The 22915-nt window shown below is 68.2% G+C and carries 23 protein-coding genes and 1 pseudogene; 15 read left to right on the forward strand and 9 right to left on the reverse strand.

Annotated features, from left to right (window positions below; genetic code table 11):
* Positions 1 to 6: 6 nt before the first annotated feature.
* From JOD27_RS31260 to JOD27_RS31270, 3 genes are read left to right on the forward strand one after another with little or no spacing between them, the layout of a single operon-like run.
* Positions 7 to 1032: a sugar ABC transporter substrate-binding protein gene (locus tag JOD27_RS31260; protein ID WP_204765880.1), complete on the forward strand. Its 1026-nt coding sequence runs from the start codon at positions 7 to 9 to the stop codon at positions 1030 to 1032.
* Between the two features lie 4 nt (positions 1033 to 1036).
* The gene (locus JOD27_RS31265; protein ID WP_204765881.1) at positions 1037 to 2062 is read left to right on the forward strand and encodes an ABC transporter permease; all 1026 of its coding nucleotides are present in this window, start codon (positions 1037 to 1039) and stop codon (positions 2060 to 2062) included.
* Positions 2059 to 2829 (forward strand): ATP-binding cassette domain-containing protein, encoded by a 771-nt coding sequence (locus JOD27_RS31270; protein ID WP_204765882.1) that lies wholly within the window; start codon positions 2059 to 2061, stop codon positions 2827 to 2829. Before JOD27_RS31265 ends, JOD27_RS31270 begins: the two co-directional genes overlap by 4 nt.
* Positions 2830 to 2929: 100 nt before the next feature.
* On the opposite strand, the gene JOD27_RS31275 is transcribed toward JOD27_RS31270, so the two are convergent.
* Positions 2930 to 3463: a hypothetical protein gene (locus JOD27_RS31275; RefSeq protein ID WP_204765883.1), complete on the reverse strand. Its 534-nt coding sequence runs from the start codon at positions 3461 to 3463 to the stop codon at positions 2930 to 2932.
* Positions 3464 to 3479: 16 nt separating this feature from the next.
* Positions 3480 to 7361 (reverse strand): ATP-dependent RNA helicase HrpA, encoded by a 3882-nt coding sequence (gene hrpA, locus JOD27_RS31280; protein WP_204765884.1) that lies wholly within the window; start codon positions 7359 to 7361, stop codon positions 3480 to 3482.
* 271 nt (positions 7362 to 7632) lie between these two features.
* On the opposite strand from hrpA, the gene JOD27_RS31285 reads away from it, so the two are divergent.
* Genes JOD27_RS31285 through JOD27_RS31295 form a run of 3 tightly spaced genes read left to right on the forward strand, consistent with a single transcriptional unit; the run spans position 7633 to position 8985 of the window.
* A complete protein-coding gene (locus JOD27_RS31285) occupies positions 7633 to 8097 on the forward strand; it encodes a hypothetical protein (protein WP_204765885.1) in 465 nt (154 codons plus the stop codon).
* Positions 8098 to 8101: 4 nt separating this feature from the next.
* Positions 8102 to 8659, forward strand: coding sequence for a DUF4240 domain-containing protein (locus JOD27_RS31290; RefSeq protein ID WP_204765886.1), 558 nt, complete (start codon positions 8102 to 8104; stop codon positions 8657 to 8659).
* Positions 8659 to 8985: a hypothetical protein gene (locus tag JOD27_RS31295; RefSeq protein ID WP_204765887.1), complete on the forward strand. Its 327-nt coding sequence runs from the start codon at positions 8659 to 8661 to the stop codon at positions 8983 to 8985. The genes JOD27_RS31290 and JOD27_RS31295 overlap by 1 nt, the downstream gene beginning before the upstream one ends.
* A 555-nt stretch (positions 8986 to 9540) precedes the next feature.
* Here the strand turns inward: JOD27_RS31295 and JOD27_RS31305 are convergent.
* On the reverse strand, positions 9541 to 9807 hold the full coding sequence (locus JOD27_RS31305; RefSeq protein ID WP_204765889.1) for a hypothetical protein: 267 nt from the start codon (positions 9805 to 9807) through the stop codon (positions 9541 to 9543).
* 152 nt (positions 9808 to 9959) lie between these two features.
* Here JOD27_RS31305 and JOD27_RS31310 point away from each other — a divergent pair, with 152 nt between their 5' ends.
* The 3 genes from JOD27_RS31310 to JOD27_RS31320 all read left to right on the forward strand — a co-directional run bounded on the left by JOD27_RS31310 (position 9960) and on the right by JOD27_RS31320 (position 13350).
* The gene (locus tag JOD27_RS31310; RefSeq protein WP_204765890.1) at positions 9960 to 10331 is read left to right on the forward strand and encodes a DUF4180 domain-containing protein; all 372 of its coding nucleotides are present in this window, start codon (positions 9960 to 9962) and stop codon (positions 10329 to 10331) included.
* A gap of 47 nt (positions 10332 to 10378) precedes the next feature.
* Positions 10379 to 11425: a threonine aldolase family protein gene (locus JOD27_RS31315; RefSeq protein WP_204765891.1), complete on the forward strand. Its 1047-nt coding sequence runs from the start codon at positions 10379 to 10381 to the stop codon at positions 11423 to 11425.
* Positions 11426 to 11823: 398 nt separating this feature from the next.
* The gene (locus JOD27_RS31320; protein ID WP_204765892.1) at positions 11824 to 13350 is read left to right on the forward strand and encodes a M4 family metallopeptidase; all 1527 of its coding nucleotides are present in this window, start codon (positions 11824 to 11826) and stop codon (positions 13348 to 13350) included.
* A gap of 65 nt (positions 13351 to 13415) precedes the next feature.
* Here the strand turns inward: JOD27_RS31320 and JOD27_RS31325 are convergent, their stop codons facing one another.
* The gene (locus JOD27_RS31325; protein ID WP_204765893.1) at positions 13416 to 13865 is read right to left on the reverse strand and encodes a YybH family protein; all 450 of its coding nucleotides are present in this window, start codon (positions 13863 to 13865) and stop codon (positions 13416 to 13418) included.
* A gap of 113 nt (positions 13866 to 13978) precedes the next feature.
* On the opposite strand from JOD27_RS31325, the gene JOD27_RS31330 reads away from it, so the two are divergent.
* The gene (locus JOD27_RS31330; protein ID WP_204765894.1) at positions 13979 to 14350 is read left to right on the forward strand and encodes a YciI family protein; all 372 of its coding nucleotides are present in this window, start codon (positions 13979 to 13981) and stop codon (positions 14348 to 14350) included.
* Positions 14347 to 15525 (forward strand): sigma-70 family RNA polymerase sigma factor, encoded by a 1179-nt coding sequence (locus tag JOD27_RS31335; RefSeq protein WP_307830433.1) that lies wholly within the window; start codon positions 14347 to 14349, stop codon positions 15523 to 15525. The genes JOD27_RS31330 and JOD27_RS31335 overlap by 4 nt, the downstream gene beginning before the upstream one ends.
* Here the strand turns inward: JOD27_RS31335 and JOD27_RS31340 are convergent.
* From JOD27_RS31340 to JOD27_RS31350, 3 genes are read right to left on the reverse strand one after another with little or no spacing between them, the layout of a single operon-like run.
* Positions 15497 to 16189, reverse strand: a complete 693-nt coding sequence (locus JOD27_RS31340; RefSeq protein ID WP_204765895.1) for a histidine phosphatase family protein — start codon at positions 16187 to 16189, stop codon at positions 15497 to 15499. The genes JOD27_RS31335 and JOD27_RS31340 overlap by 29 nt on opposite strands.
* A 10-nt stretch (positions 16190 to 16199) precedes the next feature.
* The gene (locus JOD27_RS31345; RefSeq protein ID WP_204765896.1) at positions 16200 to 17027 is read right to left on the reverse strand and encodes an undecaprenyl-diphosphate phosphatase; all 828 of its coding nucleotides are present in this window, start codon (positions 17025 to 17027) and stop codon (positions 16200 to 16202) included.
* Entirely contained in the window at positions 17024 to 18073 is a 1050-nt protein-coding gene (locus JOD27_RS31350; RefSeq protein ID WP_204765897.1) for an LLM class F420-dependent oxidoreductase, read from the reverse strand. Before JOD27_RS31350 ends, JOD27_RS31345 begins: the two co-directional genes overlap by 4 nt.
* A gap of 72 nt (positions 18074 to 18145) precedes the next feature.
* Between JOD27_RS31350 and JOD27_RS31355 the strand changes: the two genes are divergently transcribed.
* From JOD27_RS31355 to JOD27_RS31365, 3 genes are all read left to right on the forward strand, one after another.
* Positions 18146 to 19111: an aldo/keto reductase gene (locus JOD27_RS31355; protein WP_204765898.1), complete on the forward strand. Its 966-nt coding sequence runs from the start codon at positions 18146 to 18148 to the stop codon at positions 19109 to 19111.
* A gap of 194 nt (positions 19112 to 19305) precedes the next feature.
* Positions 19306 to 19962 carry a YncE family protein gene (locus JOD27_RS31360; RefSeq protein WP_204765899.1) on the forward strand — a complete coding sequence of 219 codons (657 nt, stop codon included), beginning with the start codon at positions 19306 to 19308 and terminating at the stop codon, positions 19960 to 19962.
* Entirely contained in the window at positions 19959 to 20171 is a 213-nt protein-coding gene (locus JOD27_RS31365; protein ID WP_112225096.1) for a DUF5703 family protein, read from the forward strand. Before JOD27_RS31360 ends, JOD27_RS31365 begins: the two co-directional genes overlap by 4 nt.
* A 30-nt stretch (positions 20172 to 20201) precedes the next feature.
* Here JOD27_RS31365 and tnpA read toward each other — a convergent pair.
* Positions 20202 to 20630, reverse strand: a pseudogene (tnpA, locus tag JOD27_RS31370) (IS200/IS605 family transposase); the annotation flags it as partial.
* A 42-nt stretch (positions 20631 to 20672) separates the two neighbouring features.
* On the opposite strand from tnpA, the gene JOD27_RS31375 reads away from it, so the two are divergent.
* On the forward strand, positions 20673 to 21830 hold the full coding sequence (locus JOD27_RS31375) for an RNA-guided endonuclease InsQ/TnpB family protein (RefSeq protein ID WP_204765901.1): 1158 nt from the start codon (positions 20673 to 20675) through the stop codon (positions 21828 to 21830).
* An 81-nt stretch (positions 21831 to 21911) separates the two neighbouring features.
* Here the strand turns inward: JOD27_RS31375 and JOD27_RS31380 are convergent, their stop codons facing one another.
* Positions 21912 to 22859, reverse strand: a complete 948-nt coding sequence (locus JOD27_RS31380; protein WP_239569642.1) for an aldo/keto reductase — start codon at positions 22857 to 22859, stop codon at positions 21912 to 21914.
* Positions 22860 to 22915: the final 56 nt, after the last annotated feature.

The raw sequence follows: 22915 nt of genomic DNA on the forward strand, positions 1-22915 counted from the left end.
GGAGTCATGTCGCGCAGAGCGTTCGGGCTGACGGCGGCGGCGGTGCTGGCGCTGTCCGTGGCGGCGTGCGGGAACGGCGGTTCGTCGGGCGGCGGCGGCAGCAGCACGCTGGTGGGCCTGGTGACCAAGACCGACACGAACCCGTTCTTCGTGAAGATGAAGGAGGGTGCGCAGAAGGCGGCCTCGTCGTCGGGTGCGACGGTGCAGTCGTTCGCGGGCAAGCAGGACGGTGACAACCAGACGCAGGTCTCCGCGATCGAGAACCTGATCGCGTCGGGTGCGAAGGGCATCCTGATCACGCCGAGCGACTCGAAGGCGATCGTGCCGTCGGTGGACAAGGCGCGGGCGGCGGGCCTGCTGGTGATCGCGCTGGACACGCCGCTGGAGCCGGCGTCCGCCGCGGACGCGACGTTCGCGACCGACAACTACAAGGCGGGTCTGCTGATCGGCCAGTGGGCGAAGGCGAAGTTCGCCAAGGACGGCAAGCAGGCCAAGATCGCGCTGCTGGACCTCAACCCGAACCAGGTGTCGGTGGACGTGCAGCGCGACCAGGGCTTCCTGGAGGGCTTCGGCGTCGACGTGAAGGACAAGAACAAGATCGGTGACGAGGCCGACCCGCGGATCGTGGGCCACGACGTGACCAACGGCGACCCCGCCGGTGGCCGCACGGCGATGGAGAACCTGCTGCAGAAGGACCCCGGCGTCAACCTCGTCTACACGATCAACGAGCCCGCCGCGGCCGGCGCCTACGAGGCGTTGAAGGCGGTGGGCAAGGAGAAGGACGTCGTGATCGTGTCGGTCGACGGCGGCTGCCCCGGCGTGAACAACGTGAAGGCGGGCGTGATCGGGGCGACGTCGCAGCAGTACCCGCTGAAGATGGCGCAGCTGGGTGTGGAGGCGGTGGCGAAGTTCGCCAAGGACGGGTCCAAGCCGCAGAACACCGACACGGGCGTCACGTTGATCACCGACCAGCCGGCCGACGGTGTCGAGTCGAAGGACTCGGCGTTCGGCCTGCAGAACTGCTGGGGCTGAGAAGATGACGACTACGGCTACGAGGCCGCCGGCTCCGTTGCCGGAGCAGCGGGACCGCTCGGTGCTCACGCGGCTTCAGCACCTGTTGCACGCACAGGCGACGATCGGGCCGGCGGTGGTGCTGCTGGTGGCGGTGATCGTGTTCGCGCTGCTGTCGGAGCGGTTCCTGACGCCGGGCAACATCTCGTTGATCCTGCAGCAGGTCGCGGTGGTGGGCACGCTCGCGGTGGGGCAGACGATCGTGATCCTGACGGCGGGCATCGACCTGTCGTGCGGGGCGATCATGGTGCTGACGTCGATCGTGATGGCGAAGGTCGCGGCGGGCACCGGGCTGCCGGGGCTGCCCGCGCTGCTGCTGGGCTTCGCGGTCGGCACGCTGTGCGGCCTGCTCAACGGCATGCTGGTGACCAGGCTGAAGCTGCCGCCGTTCATCGTCACGCTGGGCACGCTGAACGTGTTCTTCGCGGTGAACCTCTGGTACTCGGGCAGCGCGACGATCCGCGGCACGGACATGCCGTCGCTGCTGCTGTGGACCGGGCAGACGATCAACATCGGCGGCACGCGCATCACCTACGGCTCGATCATGCTGGTGGTCCTGGTGGCGGTGATGGCGTTCGTGCTCAAGAACACCGCGTGGGGCCGGCACGTCTACTCGACCGGTGACGACCTGGAGGCGTCTCGCCTGTCCGGCATCCGGACGGCTCGGGTGCTGCTGAGCGTGTACGCGACGGCGGGCCTGATCTACGCGGTGGCGGCGTGGACGCTGATCGGCCGGATCGCGTCGGCCAGCCCGCAGGCCGGGCAGACCGACAACCTGGACTCCATCACCGCCGTGGTGATCGGCGGGACGTCGTTGTTCGGCGGCCGCGGCGCCGTGGTGGGCTCGCTGATCGGAGCGTTGATCGTCGGTGTGTTCCGCAACGGCCTGGCGCTCGCGGGCGTGGACGTGCTGTGGCAGACCATGGCGGTGGGCGTGCTGATCATCGTGGCGGTCTCGCTGGACCAGTGGATCAGGAAGGTGAAGGCATGACCACGCCGGTGCTGCAGGCCACTGGCCTGGTGAAGCGGTACGGCAAGGTGACCGCGCTCGCGGGCGCGGACCTGGAGCTGCTGCCCGGTGAGATCCTCGCGGTGATCGGCGACAACGGCGCCGGCAAGTCGTCGCTGATCAAGGCGTTGTCGGGGGCGGTCGTGCCGGACGAGGGCGAGATCCTCCTCGACGGTGAGCCGGTGTCGTTCTCCACCCCGATCGACGCGCGCAAGGCCGGGATCGAGACGGTGCACCAGTCGCTGGCGGTGTCGCCGTCGCTGGACATCGCGGCGAACCTGTTCCTGGGCCGGGAGAAGCGCCGTTCCGGTGTGCTGGGTTCGGTGTTCCGGATGCTCGACCGCCAGGGCATGCGCGAGGAGGCCCGCCGGCAGCTCGACGCGCTGGGGATCATGACGATCCAGAATCCCGGCCAGGCGGTGGAGACCCTGTCGGGTGGCCAGCGCCAGGCCGTGGCGGTGGCGCGCGCGGCGGCGTTCGGCAGCCGTGTCGTGATCATGGACGAGCCGACCGCCGCGTTGGGTGTGCGGGAGTCCCGCGCGGTGCTGGACCTGATCCTTCAGGTCCGCGACCGCGGGTTGCCGGTGATCCTGATCAGCCACAACATGCCGCACGTGTTCGAGGTGGCCGACCGCATCCACATCCAGCGCCTGGGCCGCCGCAAGGCGGTGGTGGACCCGAAGTCGGTGTCGATGTCGGACGCGGTGGCGATCATGACCGGGGCGATGGAGCCGCCGCAAGCCGCCTAGGCGGTGCCGAACGGCTTGTCGATGACGTACCGCCACCGGCCGTCCGCGCCTTTGCGTGCGACGTCGGTGGCGGTGCCCTTTGTGTCGCACCGGTGAGGCGCTATCGGGCGAGCTCGCGGATGACCGACTCCAGTGGCGCGATGACGTTGCGGGAGGCCATGAGTTCCTCGGAGACGAGCACCCTGTCGTGCTTGAGGCGGCGCCAGAACTGTCCTTCGACGGGGATCTGGACGACGTCGAGCTTGAAGACGGGTCTGCGGCGGAGTTCCTGTTCGAGCTCGGTGACCAGCTCGTGGACGGAGTTGGAGAAGCTGATCCTGATGTCGTCGCGCCGCTGGGTGTTCTCCGGTGTGGTGAAGGCACCCCACTCGTAGTAGGCCTCGCGCAGCTCGACGGGCAGGCCGACCGGTTCGCGGCCGTGGCCCATCGTGCTGCAGTCACGCCACCACCGGTCCCAGTCCTCGACGAGCTCCGGCGGGTACAGCAGGCCGGTGAGTCGCTGGACCGGTGGCGTGAGGCGCGGTATGGAGTCGGCTGCCGGTGTGCTGATACCGAGCGCGTCACGGACGAACAGGGCGAACGTGCCGCCGTCGCCGCTTGAGATCACCCAGGTGGAATCCCCCGAGAACTTCATGCTCCACGGTAGCGGCTCACAGCGGCACGGCGTCCAACGCCTTGTAGATGCGCTTGTCGCTGACGGTGTACCGGGTTCCGATGGTCTGGGCGAAGTACGACAGGCGCAGTTCCTCGATCATCCACCGGATCTCGTCGAGCTCCGGCGCGGGTTCGTCGGCCGGTGTCTGTGCCCGCAGCTCCCGGTACTCGGCGTGGACCTGGTGGACCTTCTCGGTCCATTCCAGGTCACGGCGCGGGTTCTCGGGTAGCTTCTCGATCCGCCGTGCGACGCCCTTGAGGTAGCGCACGAGGTCGGGCAGCCGATCATAACCGGTCTGGGTGACGAAACCCTTGTACACCAACGAGTTGAGGTGTGCGCGGATGTCGGCGACCGAGTCCGGGGCGCCCTTGAGCGCGTTGAGCTTGAGCTCGGCCTCGTGCGCGGCTTCGAGGACTTTGCGGACTTCCTGGACGACGACCCAGGTGGTGTCGTTGAGCGCCGCCTGGACCTTCTTCAGCTGCAGCGCGTAGGCCTTGGCGTCCCAGGCGGGTTCGCCCATGAGCCGGTCGACGGCGGCCGTGATGCAGTCCGACAGCAGGGCCGCGACGCCGCCGTGCGGGTTGCGTGTCAGCGCGAGCTTGGCGGCGTTGTCGAGGTGGCGCTGCAGGTGTTTGACGGGCGAGTTGATGCCCATCAGCAGCAGTCTGCGCACGCCGCGGCGGTGGGCGTAGGCCTGGCGGCCGGGGGTGTCGAGGACCTTGATCGCGACCGCGGAGCTCTGGTCGACCAGGGACGGGTAGGCCGTGACGGTGATGCCGGACTGGCGTTGCTCGATCGTGCGCGGCAGCGCGTCGAAGTCCCAGGTGGTGAGGCCGGTGCGTTCGAGGTGGCCGGCGGCCTGGCTGAGCGACTCGCGGACCTCGTCGCGCAGTTTCTCCTTCAGCGCGGCGATGTCCTTGCCCTCGGCGAGGGTGCGGTTGTGTTCGTCGACGACCTGGAAGGTGAGCTTGAGGTGGTCGGGGACGGCGTCGAACTGCCAGTCGTCGCGGTGCACGGTGACGCCGGTGAGGGCTTTGAGCTCGCGTTCGATGCCGCCGAGCAGGGACGTCTCCGCGGGGTTGATGCGGGCGAGCACGGCGGTGGCGACGTCGGGGACGGGAACGAAGTTGCGGCGGATCTGCTTGGGCAGTGAGCGGATGAGCGCGACGACGAGTTCGTGGCGCAGGCCGGGGATCTGCCAGGAGAACGCGTCGTCGTCCAGCGTCGTGAGTGCCGGGAGCGGGAGCTGGACGGTGATGCCGTCGTTCTTCGTGCCGGGTTCGAAGTGGTAGCTGAGCGGGAGGGTCAGCTCGCCCTGGCGCCACTGGTCGGGGTACTGCTCGGGGCTCACGTCGGCGCGGTCGTTGACCAGCATGTCCTTGGTGAAGGTGAGCAGGGTCTTGTCCTTCTGCTTCTTCCACCAGGAGTCGAAGTGCCGGGCGGAGACGACCTCGGCGCCCACGCGCTGGTCGTAGAACTCGAACAGGGTCTCCTCGTCGACGACGATGTCCCGGCGCCGCGCCCGGTTCTCGAGTTCCTCGACCTCTTCGAGCAGGGCTCGGTTGGTGTGGAAGAACTTGTGGTGGGTGGTCCACTCCCCCTGCACGAGTGCGTGGCGGATGAACAGCTCACGGCTGAGTTCCGGGTCGATGCGCCCGTAGTTGACCTTGCGGCCGGCGACGATCGGCACACCGTAGAGGGTGACCTTCTCCAGGGCGACGACGCTGCCGCGTTTGGCTTCCCAGTGCGGTTCCGAGTACTGGCGTTTGACGACGTGGTCGCCGAGGCGTTCGGCCCACTCGGGTTCGATCTTGGCGACGATGCGGCCCCACAGGCGGCTGGTCTCGACGAGTTCGGCGGCCATCACCCACTGCGGTGGTTTCTTGGCGAGGGCGGAGCCGGGGAAGATCGCGAACTTGGCGTTGCGGGCGCCGAGGAACTCCGTCATGGGACGTCGTTTCTCGCCTGGTGCCTGCTTTTTGAGGACGTCCTTGACGCCGATGTGGCTGAGCAGACCGGACAGCAGGGCGATGTGGATGTTGCGGGGGTCGCCGGGCTGCTCGCCCAGGTGCATGCCGATCTGCTTGGCGACCTGGCGCAGCTGCAGGTAGATGTCCTGCCACTCGCGCACGCGCAGGTAGTTGAGGAACTCGTTCTTGCACAGCTTGCGGAACTGGTTGCCGCTCAGCGCCTTCTGCTGCTCTTTGAGGTACTGCCAGAGGTTGAGGAACGTGACGAAGTCGGATTCGGAGTCCACGAACCTCGCGTGCTGCTGGGTGGCGGCCTCCTGCTGGTCGGCGGGGCGCTCGCGGGGGTCCTGAATGGACAGTGCCGCGGCGATGATCATGACCTCTTTGAGGCAGCCGGTGGTGTCGGCCTCGAGGACCATGCGGCCCAGGCGCGGGTCGACGGGCAGCTGGGCGAGCTTGCGGCCGATCGGGGTGAGCTTCTGCTCGCCGGCGCCCTTCTGGGCGGTGCTGATGGCGCCGAGCTCCTGCAGCAGACCGATGCCGTCGTTGATGTTGCGCGAGTCCGGCGGGTCGATGAACGGGAACTTCGCGACGTCACCGAGGCCGATGGCGGTCATCTGCAGGATGACGCTCGCGAGGTTGGTGCGCAGGATCTCCGCGTCGGTGAACTCCGGCCGTGCCTCGAAGTCCTCTTCGGAGTACAGGCGGATGCAGATGCCTTCGCTGACGCGGCCGCAGCGGCCCTTGCGCTGGTTCGCCGAGGCCTGGCTGATCGGTTCGATCGGCAGGCGCTGGACCTTGAGGCGGTGGCTGTAGCGGGAGATGCGGGCGTTGCCGGGGTCGATGACGTACTTGATGCCCGGCACGGTGAGGCTGGTCTCGGCGACGTTGGTCGCGAGCACGACGCGGCGGCCGCTGTGGCGCTGGAAGACGCGGTGCTGTTCGCCGACGCTGAGCCGGGCGTAGAGCGGGAGGATCTCGGTGTTGCGGAGGTCCTCGGCTTTGAGGGCGTCGGCGGTGTCGCGGATCTCGCGTTCGCCGGAGAGGAACACGAGGATGTCGCCGGGGCCTTCCGCCTGCAGCTCGTGGACGGCGTTGATGATGCCCTGGGTCTGGTCGTCGTCCTCCTCGAGCGGCCGGTAGCGGGTCTCGACGGGATAGGTGCGGCCGGAGACCTCGATGATCGGGGCGTCGCCGAAGTGGGCGCTGAAGCGCTGCGGGTCGATCGTGGCACTGGTGATCACGATCTTGAGGTCGGGGCGGCGCGGCAGCAGCTGCTTGAGGTAGCCGAGCAGGAAGTCGACGTTGAGGCTGCGTTCGTGGGCCTCGTCGATGATGATCGTGTCGTAGCGGCTCAGCGTCTTGTCGGTCTGGATCTCGGCGAGCAGGATGCCGTCGGTCATGAGCTTGACCAGGGTGTCGTCGCCGGACTGGTCGGTGAAGCGGACCTTGTAGCCGACGGTGTCGCCGAGCTTGGTGCCCAGCTCCTCGGCGACGCGTTCGGCGACGGTGCGGGCGGCGATGCGACGGGGCTGGGTGTGGCCGATCTGGCCGGTGATGCCGCGGCCGAGCTCGAGACAGATCTTGGGCAGCTGGGTGGTCTTGCCGGAGCCGGTCTCACCGGCGACGATCACGACCTGGTGCTTCGCGATCAGGTCCTTGATGTCGTCCTTGCGCTGGCTGACCGGGAGTTCTTCCGGGTAACCGATCTTGGGGACGGACTCCCTGCGCAGCGCGACCTTGAGCGCGGCCTCGTCGATCTGGGCGGCGATCTCCTCGGTGATCTTCTTGGCCGCGAGCGGGTCCTTGACCTTGCGTACGCCGTCGAGGCGCCTGGCGAGCCGTCGTTGATCACGCGGCATGAGCTCGGGCAGGCGTTTGTGCAGTTCAGCGAGCGGGGTGTCCATTTGCGCTCAAGGATAGTCAGCCCGGTCGAATGGTTCGCGCCAATAACCGCCCGACGCGCTCGCCGGCGTTCGCGTCGCTGGGTGGTGCGCGCTCGGCCCGATGCCGACTGAACGGAGTGGAGGCGCTGCACCGCGTGACGGGCGGGGCGTTCGCCGCGGTGTCCGGTGTGCGCCGGATACCAAGTTGTGGGCGTTGCTCGGGAAAGCGTCGTGATGGTCCGTCCAGCGGCACCCAGGAATTGTCAGACCCCTCTCCGACAACGTCGCCGATATGGACCTCGACGTCTTCTGGGACCTGATCGACCGCTCCGCTGCCATCACCTCTGACCAGCACGAACGAACCCAATGGCTGACGTCGCGGCTGGCGGGGCTGGGCCGGTCGGTGATCGGCGAGGTCGCCGCGTGTCCGGACGCGCCGGCGGTGCGGACGTTGCTGGCGGTCGGTGCCGAGACGTGGCCGGACAGCACGTGGCCGTTCTGGCCGGGGCGGGCGTGGGTGGCGCACGACGCGTTCTTCACCGCGACGGGCCGGTCGCTGCACGACGCGTTGAGGGGGCTGGGTTGTCTGCGGGTGGGCGACGCGGGTCCGCTCACCGGTGCGGTGTGGGATCTGGACTCGCCGGTGGAGGCCGCCCAGCGGTTGCCTCGGCTGCGACAGCTCGCCATCGGACTGGAGGAGGGTGGCCTGACCAGGCACGATCGGTCGGCGCCGAAAATTGTCAGACCCCCTCGCTAGCGTCTTGCGGCATGGACCTGAACGCGTTCTGGGCCTGGTCGAGAGGTCGGCTGCGGAGACCTCCGGCCAGGACGAGAGGCTGGAGTGGCTTGTCGCCGCGCTGCCGTCGTCGCAGGCCGCGGAGTTCGCGCTGCGCCTTTCCGAGGTGCGGCGCCGGGTGGACACGTGGGCGCACTGGCACGCGGCTCATGTGATCTGCGGCGGGTGGTGCTCGGACGACGAGTTCTTCTACTTCCAGGCGTGGCTGGTGGGTCAGGGGCGGGCGGTGTTCGAGTCGGTGGTCTCGTCGCCGGACGCGCTGGCGGATCTGCCGCACGTCCGCAAGCTGGCGTCGCGTGGTGGCGTGCACGCGTGGGCGGATGCGGACTGGCCGGACTGGGAGGGTCTCGACTATGTGGCGGTCGAGGCGTTCGACGGTGATCTGGAGTCCGAGCTGGACTCACGCGGGCTGCAGGTCCTGGTGTCGCCGGAACCGGTCGGCGAGGCGTGGGACTTCGCGGATCCGGCGGAGGTCTCGGCGCGGATTCCGCGGCTGGGTGCGTTGTTCGGGAAGGTGGCGTGATGGACGTGCCCGTGGATGTGGTGCTGTGGCGGGCTCCCGGCCCGGCGTCCTCGGCGGAGGCGGCGGCGCGGTACGCGGAGCTGCGGGCGTCGCCGCTGGGGGCGTTCGATCCGGCGGTGGCGGCGTTCGTGCGTGAGCTGCGGCAGACCTCGCCTGATCCGGCGTCGCCGGTGTCGTGGAACGAGGCGCTGACGGTGGGATCGGACGCGGTGATCGTGCATGTGGTGTGGCCGGGTCGCCGGCAGGTGCTGGAGCTGGTGGCGTTGCTCGCGGCCCGGCACGGCCTGGTGTGTTACGAGCCGGCACGCCAGGTGGCGGTGTCCTGACGCGGCAACGCCTTTGTGTTTTCGGGCGTGGTGATCAGCCTGGCGTCCGTCTGCAGTGGCAACGGATGAGAGGAGACGGAGTCGACCAGTCCCAGCGCGACGTTGGACGATGGACACACCTCGAGCGGAACCGGCGCGGTCGCGACAAACCCGCGGGTGCGCGATCGTGAGCCGGAGTGATTTCCTGCGGGTGCGCGACCGACCGCTTTCTGGGGTGATCCACGATCACACGGCAGTCGCTGCCGTGGGCGGTCTGTCCTGCGGCGAGCCCGGTCAACACCGAGGGGCATGTCCGGATCACCGAGCCGTTCTCCGTGCGCAGCCGCGGTGAACGTGACCTCGGTGTGGCGGGTCCCCTGCGCTGCTTCCTCGGCGCAGAACTCGCAAGCCAATCCGGCTGAAGTCCTCGGCTCGCCGCAGGCAGTCCCGCACCGCACCCTCGTGCGCTGTGAACTGCTCGACGCCCTCGAACGGCCCGGCATGCGCCGACCACCTCGGTCCCGTGGTGGTCGGCGAGCCCGGTCCGTTTGATCACACGGCTGGGTCGGCCAGGTTCTACAGGTCAGCCCAGACGAAGTACTGGTTGCTGTCCGCTTCCAGCAGGCAGCCGGTCTTCCAGCCGTACGCCTGCTGGTAGTCGGCCGCCGTCCGGTAGCAGTCCTGCCGGCCTTCCTCGTTGCCGGGGAACGGCCCGTCGACGACTCGCCAGGTCAGGATGGACACGTCGTCGTTGCCGGCGGCGGACGCGGTGGCCGCCGTGCCCAGCGCCGTGAGCGCGGCGAGCGTGATCGCCGCAGCGGACACCATCTTCGCGAACTTCATGTCTCCCCCAGAGACTCGGCTGCTTGTTCGATCACGAACGCTACCGCCGCGACCACTTCGAGGTGATCAAGGTGATCACGCAGTTGCTCACGGTGAGGAGGGTGTGGAATTGACCGCGACAGCGGGCATGGGGCGCGGCTAGGTTCCGGGTCATGCCTGATGTTGTGCAGACGCGCCATGGCGCGACGGTCCTGATGTGCGCGCCGGACGGGCCGCCGATCGCCGACGAACAGTCCGCTGTGGACCTGATCGGCACGTTGTGGGGCAAGGACGTGCAGTGGCTGGTGTTGCCGGTGGCGCGGTTGACCGAGGACTTCTTCTGGTTGCGCACGCGAGTGGCGGGTGCGGTGGTGCAGAAGCTGCAGCAGTACGGGTATCGGCTCGTGGTGGTCGGGGACATCTCCGCGCACGTGGCGGAGAGCACGGCACTGCGGGACTTCGTGCACGAGTCGAACAAGGGGCGGCAGCTGTGGTTCGTCTCGGATGAGGCGGAGCTGGACGCGCGGCTGAGCGCTGCGGCCTGACCAGAACGCGCTATTGCCAGCAAGTTGCAGTAGGTAGGCTCGCGGGCATGACGATCCTGCGTTCCCTGTCGAACCACTCGGGCCCGCGCCGGTCCCCGCACGAGGTTCTGCGTCGTCTCGCCGAGCGGATCGGACCGGACGTCGAGCCCGGCGGCCCGGTGCGGGAGCTGGAGGAACGGGTCGCGGACCTGCTGGGCAAGCAGAAGGCGTTGTTCTTCCCGTCGGGGACGATGGCGCAGCAGACGGCGCTGCGGGTGCACGCGGAGCGGACGGGGCGGCACGCGTTCGCGGGGCATCCGCAGACGCATCTGCACGTATGGGAGAACCAGGGTTACAGCGCGGTGCACGGCCTGCGGTTCCATCCGGCCGGCGATCGCAACGAGTTGCTCGGCCTCGACGACCTCAAGGCTGTACATGAACCGCTCGCGGCGGTCGTGATCGAGCTGCCGCAGCGCGACATCGGCGGGCAGTTGCCGGAGTTCGAGGACCTCGCGGCGCAGACCCGGTGGGCCAGGGAGAACGGCGCGGCGGCGCATTGTGACGGCGCGCGGATCTGGGAGGCGCAGACCGGTTACGACGCGACGCTTCCCGAGATCGCGGCGTTGTTCGACACGGTCTACGTGTCGCTCTACAAAGGACTCGAAGGCACGAGGGGTGCGGTGCTGGCCGGGGACGAGGCGGTGATCGGGCACGCGGCGGTGTGGCGGCGCCGGCTGGGCGGGGCGATCGTGGACGCGTGGCCGTTGGCGGCGATCGCGTTGATGGGCATGGACGAGACGCTGCCGCGGATGGCGGAGTTCCGGCGGCATGCCCAGGCTCTGGCGGAGGCGATCAACGCCGACGGGTTCGCGCACACGGTTCCGGAGGTGCCGCGGACTCCCGTGTTCCACGTCCATCTGCCGATGGGGCGGCACGACGCGCAGCGGGCCGCGCGGAGGCTGGCGGAGGACACCGGGATCAAGCTGTTCCTGTACGCGCGGTCGAACCCGGATCCGCGCCGGTGCAGTTTCGAGGTCAGCGTGGGGATCAGCGCGCTGGAGTTCACGCCGCGCGAGGTGGCGGAGTTGGTCAGAGGGCTGCCGTCACGGAGGTGAGCGCGGTGGGCTACCCGTTCGGACCTGCGGATTTGTGACCCAGCTCTCAGTTTGGGCGGTTAACTCTAAACAAGATCCCCTCCGGTAGAGCCGCACCATTCGGAGCAGCCCGCTAGGCCGTCGGCACGGTCGAACCCGAACGTTTCCGTTGTGTTTCCACGCTGGTTGAGCTGCTCTTTTGTTCCACCATCCGGGCAAAAACCGCTCTCCTGACCAGCGCAGCTGCCCAATTCGTGAAGCAATCTCGGATTCTGGGAGTGGCTCGTCCCATGCACCCAGAGCAATACGATCACCACGCCCGGTCATCGAGACGAAGGTCGGGCTGTTCCACGGTGGTCGACCCGGCACCCCTGTAACGCCGGAGCGATCGCTCCCTGCACCGGAACAAGGAGCGTTCCATGAAACGCAAAACCCTGGGCATCACCACCGCCCTGATGTCCGCGGCGGCCCTGGCCTCCGCGGGCACGCTCGGCGCCAACGCGGCGCCGCAGCCGGTGAACCCGTTGCTGGCCAAGCAGGAAGCACTGCACGCGGCGGCCGAGCAGGCGGGGATGATCTCCTCCGCCCTCGGTCTGTCCGGCGGCGAGCGGCTCGTCCCGCGCGACGTCGTGCGCGACGCCGACGGCACGCACCACCTCCGGTTCGACCGGACGCTCAACGGCCTCAAGGTCATCGGCGGCGACGTGGTCGTCGTGCAGAAGGCAGGCCAGGTCACCGGGGTCACGAAGGCGACAGAGGCCTCCCTCGCCGGCCTCGACACCGCAGCGCCCGCCGCCGCCCGTTCCGATGCGAAGCTCGTGGTGTTCGCTCTCGACCACGCGCCCGTGCTGGCGTGGGAGTCGGTCACGCGCAGCGTGAAGGAGGACCAGACGCCGAGCGAGCTGCACACCTTCACCGACGCCAAGACCGGTGAGACGCTGCTGGCTTACGACGACATCCACGTCGCGGAGGGCACCGGCCAGTCCACCTACACCGGCACGGTGTCGCTGAACACGACCCAGTCGGGCAGCACGTTCCAGCTCAAGGACCCGGCGCGCGGCAACCAGGCCGTGAACAACCTCAACAACGGCTCCGGCACCGGCACGTTGTTCACCGACACCGACAACAAGTGGGGCAACGGCACCTACACCGACAAGGCCACCGCGGGCGTCGACGCCGCCTACGGCGCCGCCGAGACGTGGGACTACTACAAGAACGTCCACGGCCGCAACGGCATCAAGAACAACGGCGTGGGCGCGCTGAGCAAGGTCCACTACGGCAACAACTACGTCAACGCCTTCTGGTCGGACTCCTGCTTCTGCATGACCTACGGCGACGGCGCGCAGAACCAGAACCCGCTGACGTCGATCGACGTCGCGGCGCACGAGATGTCGCACGGCGTCACCTCCGCGACCGCCGGCCTGGTCTACTCCGGCGAGTCCGGCGGCCTCAACGAGGCCACCAGCGACATCTTCGGCTCCACCACGGAGTTCTACGCCGCCAACAGCTCCGACGTCGGTGACTACCTGATCGGCGAGAAGATCAACATTCGGGGCGACGGCAAGCCGTTGCGCTACATGGACAAGCCCTCCAAGGACGGCCGCAGCCTCGACTACTGGTCCTCCAGCGCCGGCAGCGTCGACGTGCACTACTCCTCGGGCATCGCCAACCACTTCTTCTACCTGCTGTCCGAGGGCAGCGGCCAGAAGACGATCAACGGCGTCACCTACGACTCCCCCACCGTCGACAACCAGCCCGTCACCGGCATCGGCCGCGCCAAGGCCGAGAAGATCTGGTACCGCGCGCTGACCACGAAGTTCACCTCCAGCACCAAGTATGCCGCCGCCCGCACCGGCACCCTGGCCGCCGCGGCCGACCTCTACGGCGCCTCGTCTCCGGAGTACGCGGCGGTCGACCGTGCCTGGGCCGCGGTGAACGTCAAGTAAGGACCCGCCACAGAGAAGACCGGGGTCCGGACCGCACCCCTGCACGGTCCGGGCCCCGGCACGTGTCACGGCTCCAGATCAGTCGCGGCGAGAAACGACCCGTCCATGTAGAACGGCACGGACTGGTGCTCGTGCGCCACCAGCCACCGCCCCTCGCACCGCCGCAACCCCACGGTGATCCGCATCCACAACGAGAACCCCTCCGGATAACCGACCGGCACCGCCGCCATCCGCGCCAGCCCGTGCACGAACGCCACGTCACCGGACACCGCCACCACCAGGTCGCGGTGCTCGACCGTGATCGGCCCGGCGAACCCCGCCATCCACCCCGCGAGCGCCTCCGGATCACGCGCGTCCAGACCGGTGTTGCGCAGCGGCGGAGCCAGCGTGAACGTCACCGCGTCGGCGGCGAAACGCGCCACGATCCGCGCGGGATCCCGCAGCCGCATGCCGTCCTCGAGCTCGGTGAACAACGCCCGGATCTCCGCCTCGTCCCGCACCAGTGTGTGAGTCATCCGCAAACCTCCGTCGAATCGCCTGACACACCGGTGTCGAGACACGGCCCGCGGCCTCGACATGGCGGTGAGAAGATTTTTGGCGCCAGCGCGCCAGGAAGCGGAGGCCGGAAGTGAAGTACCTGATCCTGATCTACAGCAACCCGAAGTCGCGGGCCGCGTGGGAGAAGCTGACCGACGAGCAGCAGATGCAGTTCGGGCAGGCGCACTACGACCTCACCGACAAGCTGCGCGCGTCCGGCGAGCTGGTCGTCAGCGAAGGGCTCGCCGGGCCCGAGACCGGCAAGGGCGTGAGCATCAAGGACGGCGAGGTCGTGGTCACCGACGGACCGTTCGCCGAGGCCAAGGAGTACCTGGCCGGGTTCTACCTCGTCGAGGCCGACACCATCGACCAGGTCATCGCCCACGCGGCGACCCTGCCCGACGCGCACAACGACGGCATCGAGATCCGCCCCATCTTCGACATGAGCATGCTGGACCTGTGAGGACGACACCGCGGATCGAGGGCCTGCTGCGCGAACTCGCGCCGCAGGTCCTCGGCGTGCTGGTGCGCCGGCACGGCCAGTTCGACGTCTGCGAGGACGCCGTCCAGGAAGCGCTGCTCGGTGCCGCCCGGCAGTGGCCGGAGGAAGGTGTCCCGGACAACCCCAAGGGCTGGCTCATCACCGCGGCGAGCAGACGCTGGATCGAGCAGTACCGGTCGGACGTCGCACGACGTCAGCGCGAGGACAAGGTCGCCGCCCTCACGCCACCCCCACCCGACCCGGCACCCGCGCAGGACGACACGCTCACCATCCTCGCCCTGTGCTGCCACGAAAGCCTCACGACAGCCTCGCAGATCGCCCTCACCCTGCGCGCGGTCGGCGGCCTCACGACCGCGGAGATCGCACGGGCCTTCCTCGTACCGGAATCGGCCGTGGCACAACGGATCAGCCGCGCGAAGCAGAAGATCAAAGGCGCGAAGTTCCGGCCACCGAAAGACCTCACCGCCGTCCTGCACGTGCTCTACCTGATCTTCACCGAAGGCTCGACCGCGAGCTCCGGCGACGACCTCGTCCGGGTCGACCTCACAGCCGAGGCGATCCGGCTGACCCGGCAGCTGCACCGCAGAAGGCCCGACGACGGCGAGGTCACCGGGCTGCTCGCGTTGATGCTGCTCACCGACGCCCGCCGCCCCGCCCGCACCGACGACAACGGCGCACTCATCCCGCTGTCCGAACAAGACCGCGAGAAATGGGACACCGCCGCCATCACCGAGGGCACCGAACTCATCAGAACAGCCCTGCAGACCGCCAAAATCGGCCCCTACCAGCTACAAGCCGCCATCGCCGCAGTGCACGCCGACGCCAAGACCGCCGACGACACCGACTGGCACGAGATCCTCGGCCTCTACGAACTGCTCACCGTCACCGCACCCGGCCCGATGGTCGCCCTCAACCGCATCGTCGCCGTCGCCATGGTCCACGGCCCCCAGCAAGCCCTCGACGAACTGTCCACACTCGACCTCGACCACCACCGCGTCCACGCCGTGAAAGCACACCTCCTCGACCTGCGAGGAGACCACGACGCCGCAGCCCAGGAATACGAGAAAGCCGCGAAACTGACACTGAGCGTGCCGGAGCAGCGCTACCTCAGGTCCCGGTCGCGCCGCCCACGGTAGCGTCCGACGACGGCTCCTCCTGCGGCGGCGCCTTCGGCACCACACCCGACAGATCCCCACCGTTGTCGTTGACCCGCAACACGAACGGCCGCGTCTGCGTGTACTGCACCACCGACACCGAACACGGATCCACCACGATCCGCTGGAAACCGTCCAGATGCAGACCCAACGCATCCGCCAGAATCGCCTTGATCACATCACCGTGCGAGCACAACACCCACACCGCACCCGGCCCGTGCTCCTCGGTGATCCGGGCATCGTGCGCCCGCACCGCCGCGACAGCACGCGCCTGCACGAACGCCAACCCCTCACCGTCGGGGAAGATCGCCGCCGACGGATGCTGCTGCACCACCGACCACAACGGCTCGTTCAGCAGATCCTTCAACGCCTTGCCGGTCCACGCCCCGTAGTCCACTTCGGACACATCCGGCTCCGCGACCGCCTCCAGCGCACGATCCGCCAGCAACGGCGCCAGCGTCTCCTCACACCGCTGCAGAGGAGACGACACCACCGCGCTGACCGGAACGTCCTTCAACCGATCGACGAGTGCCGCGGCCTGCGCCCGCCCCCGTTCGTCCAAACCGACACCCAACGACCGGCCGGCGAGCACACCGGACCCGTTGGCGGTCGAACGAGCATGTCGAAGCAGGATCACCGTGGCCACGGCACCCACCTTAGATCGGCTGCAGCAACCCCATCGACAGCAGCCCCATCAGCACGAGACCCAGCATCAGCCGGTACCACACGAAAGCCGAGTACGAGTGCTTGGAGACGTACTTCAACAACCACGCGATCGTGGCATACCCCACCACGAACGAGATCAGCGTCGCCACGATCATCTGCGGAACCGACGCCTGCACACCCTCACCCGAGCGCTCCAGCACGTCCGGAATGGAGAACAACCCCGCACCGAACACCGCCGGAATCGCCAGCAGGAACGAGTACCGCGCCGCCGCCTCCCGCGTCAGCCCCAGGAACAAACCCGCCGTCAACGTGCCACCCGAACGCGACACGCCCGGGATGAGCGCCAGCGCCTGCGCCAGCCCCATCCCGATCGCGTCCTTCATCCGCAGCTCGTCACGCTGGTGCTTCGCCAGCTGGTCGGCCAGACCCAGCAGCAGACCGAACACCACCAGCATCGTCGCCGTGATCCACAGGTTCCGCGCCGACGTCCGGATCTCGTCCTTCAGCAGATAGCCGAGAACCGAGATCGGCACGGAACCGATGATCACGTACCAGGCGAGCCTGTAGTCCTTCTCCTGCCGCGCGGCAGAGGAGAACAAGCCACGGAACCAGGCGGCGACGAACCGCCCGATGTCCTTGGCGAAGTAGATCAGCACCGCCACCTCGGTACCCAGCTGGATCACCGCGGTGAACGAAGCGCCCGCGTCGTTACCGAAGAACAGCGTCGACGTGATGCGCAGGTGCGCACTGCTGGAAATCGGCAGGAATTCCGTCAGTCCTTGGACCAGTCCGAGGACCAGAGCCTGCAACCAGCTCAACTACCCACTCCTGCCAGATCCAGAGCCTCGGCCGCGGTGCGAAGGCCCGCGATCCCCTGCTCCAGATCTTGCAGCATCGGCGAAACGGACAGCGTGGTGACCCCCGCGGCGGCGAGAGCCTTCATCTTGTCTGCTATGCGCTCCTTCGGCCCCAGCAGCGACGTCGCGTCCAGGAACTCCAGCGGAATCGCCGCCATCGCACCGGCGTAGTCACGAGCCAGGTACTTCTCCTGGATCTCCTCGGCCTGAGCCGGGAAACCCATGCGCACCATCAGGTTGTTGTAGAAGTTCTGCTTACGGCTGCCCATACCGCCCACGTACAGCGCCGTGTACGCACGAACCGGGTCAGCACACGCCTTCCAGTCCTCACCCACGATCAACGGCACCGTCGGAACGACGTCGAAGCCGTCCATCGTCTTCCCGGCCTTCTCCCGACCGGCCCTCACACTCGCCAGCGACTCGGCCGAGTACTCCGGCGAGAAGAAGATCGCCAGCCAGCCGTCCGCGATCTCACCCGTGAGCTCCAGGTTCTTCGGACCCACCGAAGCGAGGTAGATCGGGATCTGCTCCCGCACCGGGTGCACCGTCAGCTGCAACGCCTTGCCGGGACCGTCCGGCAACGGCAGCGTGTAGTGCTCACCCTCGTACCGCAGCTTCTCGCGGGAGAGAGCCTTCCGCACGATCTCCACGTACTCACGCGTCCGAGCCAGCGGCTTGTCGAACCGCACACCGTGCCAGCCCTCCGACACCTGCGGACCCGACACACCCAGGCCCATCCGGAACCGGCCACCCGACAACGTGTCCAGCGTCGCCGCCGTCATCGCCGCCATCGCCGGCGTCCGCGCCGGAATCTGGAAGATCGCGCTACCGACGTCGATGCGTTCGGTCTGCGCGGCCACCCACGCGAGCACCGTCGGCGCGTCAGAGCCGTAGGCCTCCGCGGCCCACACCACCGAAAAGCCGAGGCGGTCAGCCTCTTTGGCCAGCTCAAGGTTCGCGGCGTCGTTGCCGGCGCCCCAGTATCCGAGGTTCAGTCCGAGCTTCACGAGCCGAGACCCTACCGGTCAGTAACACCGATTGCCAGGCTCAGCCGATGATCACCCCTTAGCATCGCGCACGTGGAACAGCGATACCTCGGCCGCAGCGGCCTCCGCGTCTCCAGGACGGCACTGGGCACGATGACGTGGGGCCGCGACACCGACGCGGACGAGGCCGCCACCCAGCTCATGGCCTTCGCCGACGCCGGCGGCACCCTCATCGACACCGCCGACGTCTACACCGACGGCGAAGCCGAACGCATCCTCGGCACCCTCCTCGGCGAAGTCGTCCCCCGCGACGAACTCGTCATCGCCACCAAAGCCGTCGCCCGCCGCACCGAAGGCCCCTTCGGCGGCGGCGCCTCCCGCGGCGCCCTGCTCACCGCACTCGACGGCTCCCTGCGCCGCATCGGCGTCGACCACATCGACCTCTGGCAACTGCACGCCTGGGACACCGGCGTCCCCATCGAGGAAACCCTCTCCGCCCTCGACCACGCCATCACCTCCGGCAAGGCCCGCTACGTCGGCGTCTCCAACTACAGCGGATGGCAGCTCGCCACCGCCGCCCTGACGCCGTCCGCGTTCCCGCTGATCTCCACCCAGGTCGAGTACTCCCTGCTGGAACGCGGCATCGAACGAGAAGTCGCCCCGGCAGCACTGCACCACGGGATCGGACTCCTGCCGTGGGCACCCCTCGGGCGCGGCGTATTGACCGGCAAATACCGCAACGGCACCCCACCGGACTCCCGCGGCGCCTCCCCGCACTTCGCGGGCTACGTCGAGCAGCACCGCAACGAACGCGCCGCCCGCATCGTGCAGGCCGTCGCCACCGCCGCGGAAGGGCTCGGGACCTCGCCGTTGTGCGTCGCCCTGGCGTGGGTGCGCGACCGGCCCGGCGTCGTCGCACCCGTGGTGGGAGCACGCGACACGAACCAGCTGATCGCCTCGCTGGAGACCGAGCAGCTGACCTTGCCACCGGCCATCCGGGCCGCGTTGGACGACGTCAGCGCGATCGAGCTCGGCTACCCCGAGCGCCCGATGCCCTGATTTCCTGGTTGTTTGGAGGACCTACGTTCGGCGGTGGTCGTGATAAGTGATGAGGCTTGAATTTAGTCAACACTGAAGCTATAGAGTTAAGTACACAAGGCGGCCAAACGGGGTTTCACCCCACCCCTTGCGTGACCTCCGACCGAACGTCGTGGATGCTGGTAGACCACGACGTATCTCAGGAGGACCCGATCTTGCGCCGGCTCGCTGCTCTGCTCTTGACCACCGCCGCGCTGACAGCGTGCGGACAGAGCGAGGGGTCGTCCGATCCACTGCAGATCGCGGCAACGCTCGAGGCCGCCAAACCGGCCCACTCCCCCGCCCAGAACGGCACGCTCCCCGGCGAGGTCACGCCCGGCGGATCGTTCACCGAGGGCGACACCACGCTGAAGTTCCAGGTCAACGGCCGCAACGTCGAGCTCGACCGGCTGCGCAGCGCGGTGTTCGAGATGACCACCGACGACAAGGGCGCGCAGGTCAGGGGCACGGGCCTGAGGGCGGGCGACGGCGCCACCAACGGTGTCACCGACCGCTACGGCCGCCTGCTCGTCGTCGACACTCGCGGCGGGGAGTTCATCGCGTTCTCCGTCAACCCGCTGATCATGCGCCAGCGCTACCCCGTCCCCGGCGGCCCGTACGGCATCGCCTACGACGCCAAGCGCGACATCGCGTGGATCACGCTCACCGAGCGCAACGAGGTCGTCGGACTCAACGTCGCCGGTGGCGAACCGACCGAGAAGCACCGGTTCCCCACCGTGCGTCAGCCCAACACGGTCAGTGTCGACCAGGAGACCGGACGAGTCACGGTCACGTCCGGCGACAACGGAGGGATACAGGTGATCTCGCCATGAACGAAGGGGTGATCGACGGGGACTGGGAGTACCGGCCGCTGCGTCTGCCGCCCGGCATCTCCCGCCGCACCGCGACCACGCAGCTGGCCATCCACGCCGAGTTCGCGGGCTGGGAACTGTCCCGCACGCTGCTCTACGGCGACGGCTCCCGCAAAGTCTGGCTCCGTCGCAAGCGCCAGCCCTCGCTGCTGCCAGGCCTGATCACCTGACCAAAGGCAAATCGGCGCTATCCCCGGCGTTCAGCCGAGGATAGCCGTCCCGGCTTGTGTGGTCCGTGCGGCAGGTCGTTGTGCGGGACGGCGCTGGTTCTCGACGTACTGCCTGATGATGGCCAGTGGTGCGCGGGCGCAGGACGCAGCGAAGTCGGACGGCGACCACAGGTGGTCGCGGTGGGTGCGGACGCGGTACTGCTGTCGCAGGCGCCTCGACGAGACGTTTTTGAGGCTGTTCGCGAGCCGGGACACAGCGACCTGTGGCGGGTACACGACCAGCAGGTGCACGTGATCGTCTTCGCCGTTGCACTCAGTGAGACTGGTGCCGAAGTCCGTGCAGACCTCGCCGATCACCTCGCACAGGAATTCGTGGTGATCGCCAGGGAGGACGTTCCGCCGGTACTTCGTCACGAAGACCACATGAACGAGCAAGCCGAAACCACAGTGCCTGCCACGGTCCTGTAGTCCTGTCCGTCACCCGTAGGCCACCTTGCTACGGTGATCGTTGTGCTGGTCCGCTACCGCTACCGGATCGAACCCACAACGGTTCAACGGCAGTGGATGGCGCGCACGTTCGGCTGTGCGCGGGTGGTGTTCAACGACGCGATCCGCTGCCGGGACGAGGCATATCATGCTGGGGAGAGGATTTCCCCGACCGAGGTTCAGCGCCGCGTGATCACCCAGGCGAAGGCGGCCGCGCCGAGAGCGTGGTTGTCCGAGGTCGCATCAGTGGCGTTGGTGCAGTCCGTACAGGACGCGCACCGGGCGCACCGCAACTGGCTCGGCTCGATGACCAAGCGCCGCAAAGGCCGCACGGTCGGCAAGCCTCGGTTCAAGTCCCGAAAGGACACCCGGCAGTCGTTCCGGCTCACCCGCAACGGGTTCAGCCTGCGCCCGGACGGACGCCTGTACCTGGCGAAGATCGGCGACGTGAAGGTTCGCTGGTCAAGGGAATTGCCATCGGAACCGTCCTCGGTGACGATCATCCGGGAACCGGACGGCCACTACTACGCGTCGTTCGTGGTGGAGGTCGAGCCAGCACCGCTGCCCGTCGTGGAGCAGGAAGCGGGGATCGACCTCGGGATCACCCGGCTGGCGACGGTCGCGACCTCGACCGGCACCCGCACGGACATTGCGAACCCGAAACACCTGGCGGCCAAACTGCGGAAGCTGCGCAGCCTGGAGCGGCAGAAAGCCCGACGTGTCAAAGGCAGCGCGAACCGGGCCAAGACCCGGCGCAAGGTCGCCGTGCAGCACGGCAAGCTCACGCGTGCACGGCGGGACTACCACCACAAGCAGGCCCTCAACCTGGTCCGCGACAACCAAGCGGTCTACATCGAGGACCTGAACATCACGGGCATGGTCCGCAACAGGCGCCTCGCGCGGGTCATCCACGACGCCGGGTGGGGCCAGCTCGTACGGCTGGTCGAGCAGAAAGCCGGACGACACGGCCGCACCGTGCACAAGGTGTCGCGGTGGCTGCCGTCCAGCAAGACGTGCTCAGCATGCGGGCACCTCGTGGACGCCATGCCGCTGAACATCCGGGCATGGGCATGTCCGCAGTGTGCGGTCGTGAACGACCGGGACTACAACGCCGCGGTCAACATCCTCGCCGCCGGGCAGGCGGAGAGGCAAACGCCTGTGGAGCTCACGTAAGTCCTCCCTCCGGGGAGGCCGCGGGTGATGAAGCAGGAACCACCCCAGACGCGGCCTAGCCACGCGGGAATCCCCCGGCGTTCACGCAGGGGAGGATGTCAAAACAGCTTCGCCGAACGCGAACGGACTCGCCTCGCACTCGGCGATGAAGTCCGCCGGAAAGCCCCGTTCGAACGGGGCCGCCGCTTCCAGGCGCGCGACCGCTTCCGGCGGCAGCACCACCTCGCGCAGACAGTCCGTCAGCTGCTTCGGCGTCCGCGCCCCGACCAACGGCAACACACCGTCGCGCCGTACCCACGCCAACGCCACCTGAGCAGGCGACGCGCCCAACTCGTCCGCGACGGCACGCACAGCCAGCGCCGCACGCTCCTCCCGTGCGGTGAGCTGCCCCGCCCGCTGCGTGCCACCGGACAACTTCCCCGCCGCCAGCGGCGCCCACGCCGCCACGCTCACCCCCAGCGCGTCCGCCATCGGCAGCAACTCCCGCTCGACGTCACGCCGCAGCAGGTTGTACGGCACCTGCAACCCCGAGAACGGCGTCCAGTCCCGCCACTCGGCCAAGGTGTTCGCCCGCGCCACGAACCACGCCGGCGCGTCCGACACCCCGACGTAGAGCACCTTCCCCGCCCGCACCACGTCGTCCAGCGCCCGCATCGTCTCCTCGACCGGCGTGTGGCGGTCCCACAGGTGCACCCACAGCACGTCGACGTAGTCCGTGCGCAACCGCCGCAGACTCCGCTCCAACGACAGCACCAGGTTCTTGCGGTGGTTCCCACCCGCGTTCGGGTCCCGCACATCTCGTGACAGCGTGTACTTCGTCGCCACCACGAACCGGTCCCGGCGCCGCATCACCGCACCGAGAACCTCCTCGCTCTCCCCGTAGGCCGAAGCCGTGTCCAGGAAGTTGCCACCGGCGTCCGCGTACACGTCGAGCACACGCCGCGCCTCCTCCTCCGAGCGCAACGTCATGGTGCCCAGCAACAACTCCGAGACACGCAAGCCGGTCCGGCCGAACAGTCGGTATCGCATGATCCACAGCATCACCCGGCGACCGAAGCCGAGGGAGACCCGTTCAGGGTCCCCCT

The organism is Lentzea nigeriaca, from assembly GCF_016907955.1.
Classification (GTDB): Bacteria; Actinomycetota; Actinomycetes; order Mycobacteriales; family Pseudonocardiaceae; genus Lentzea; species Lentzea nigeriaca.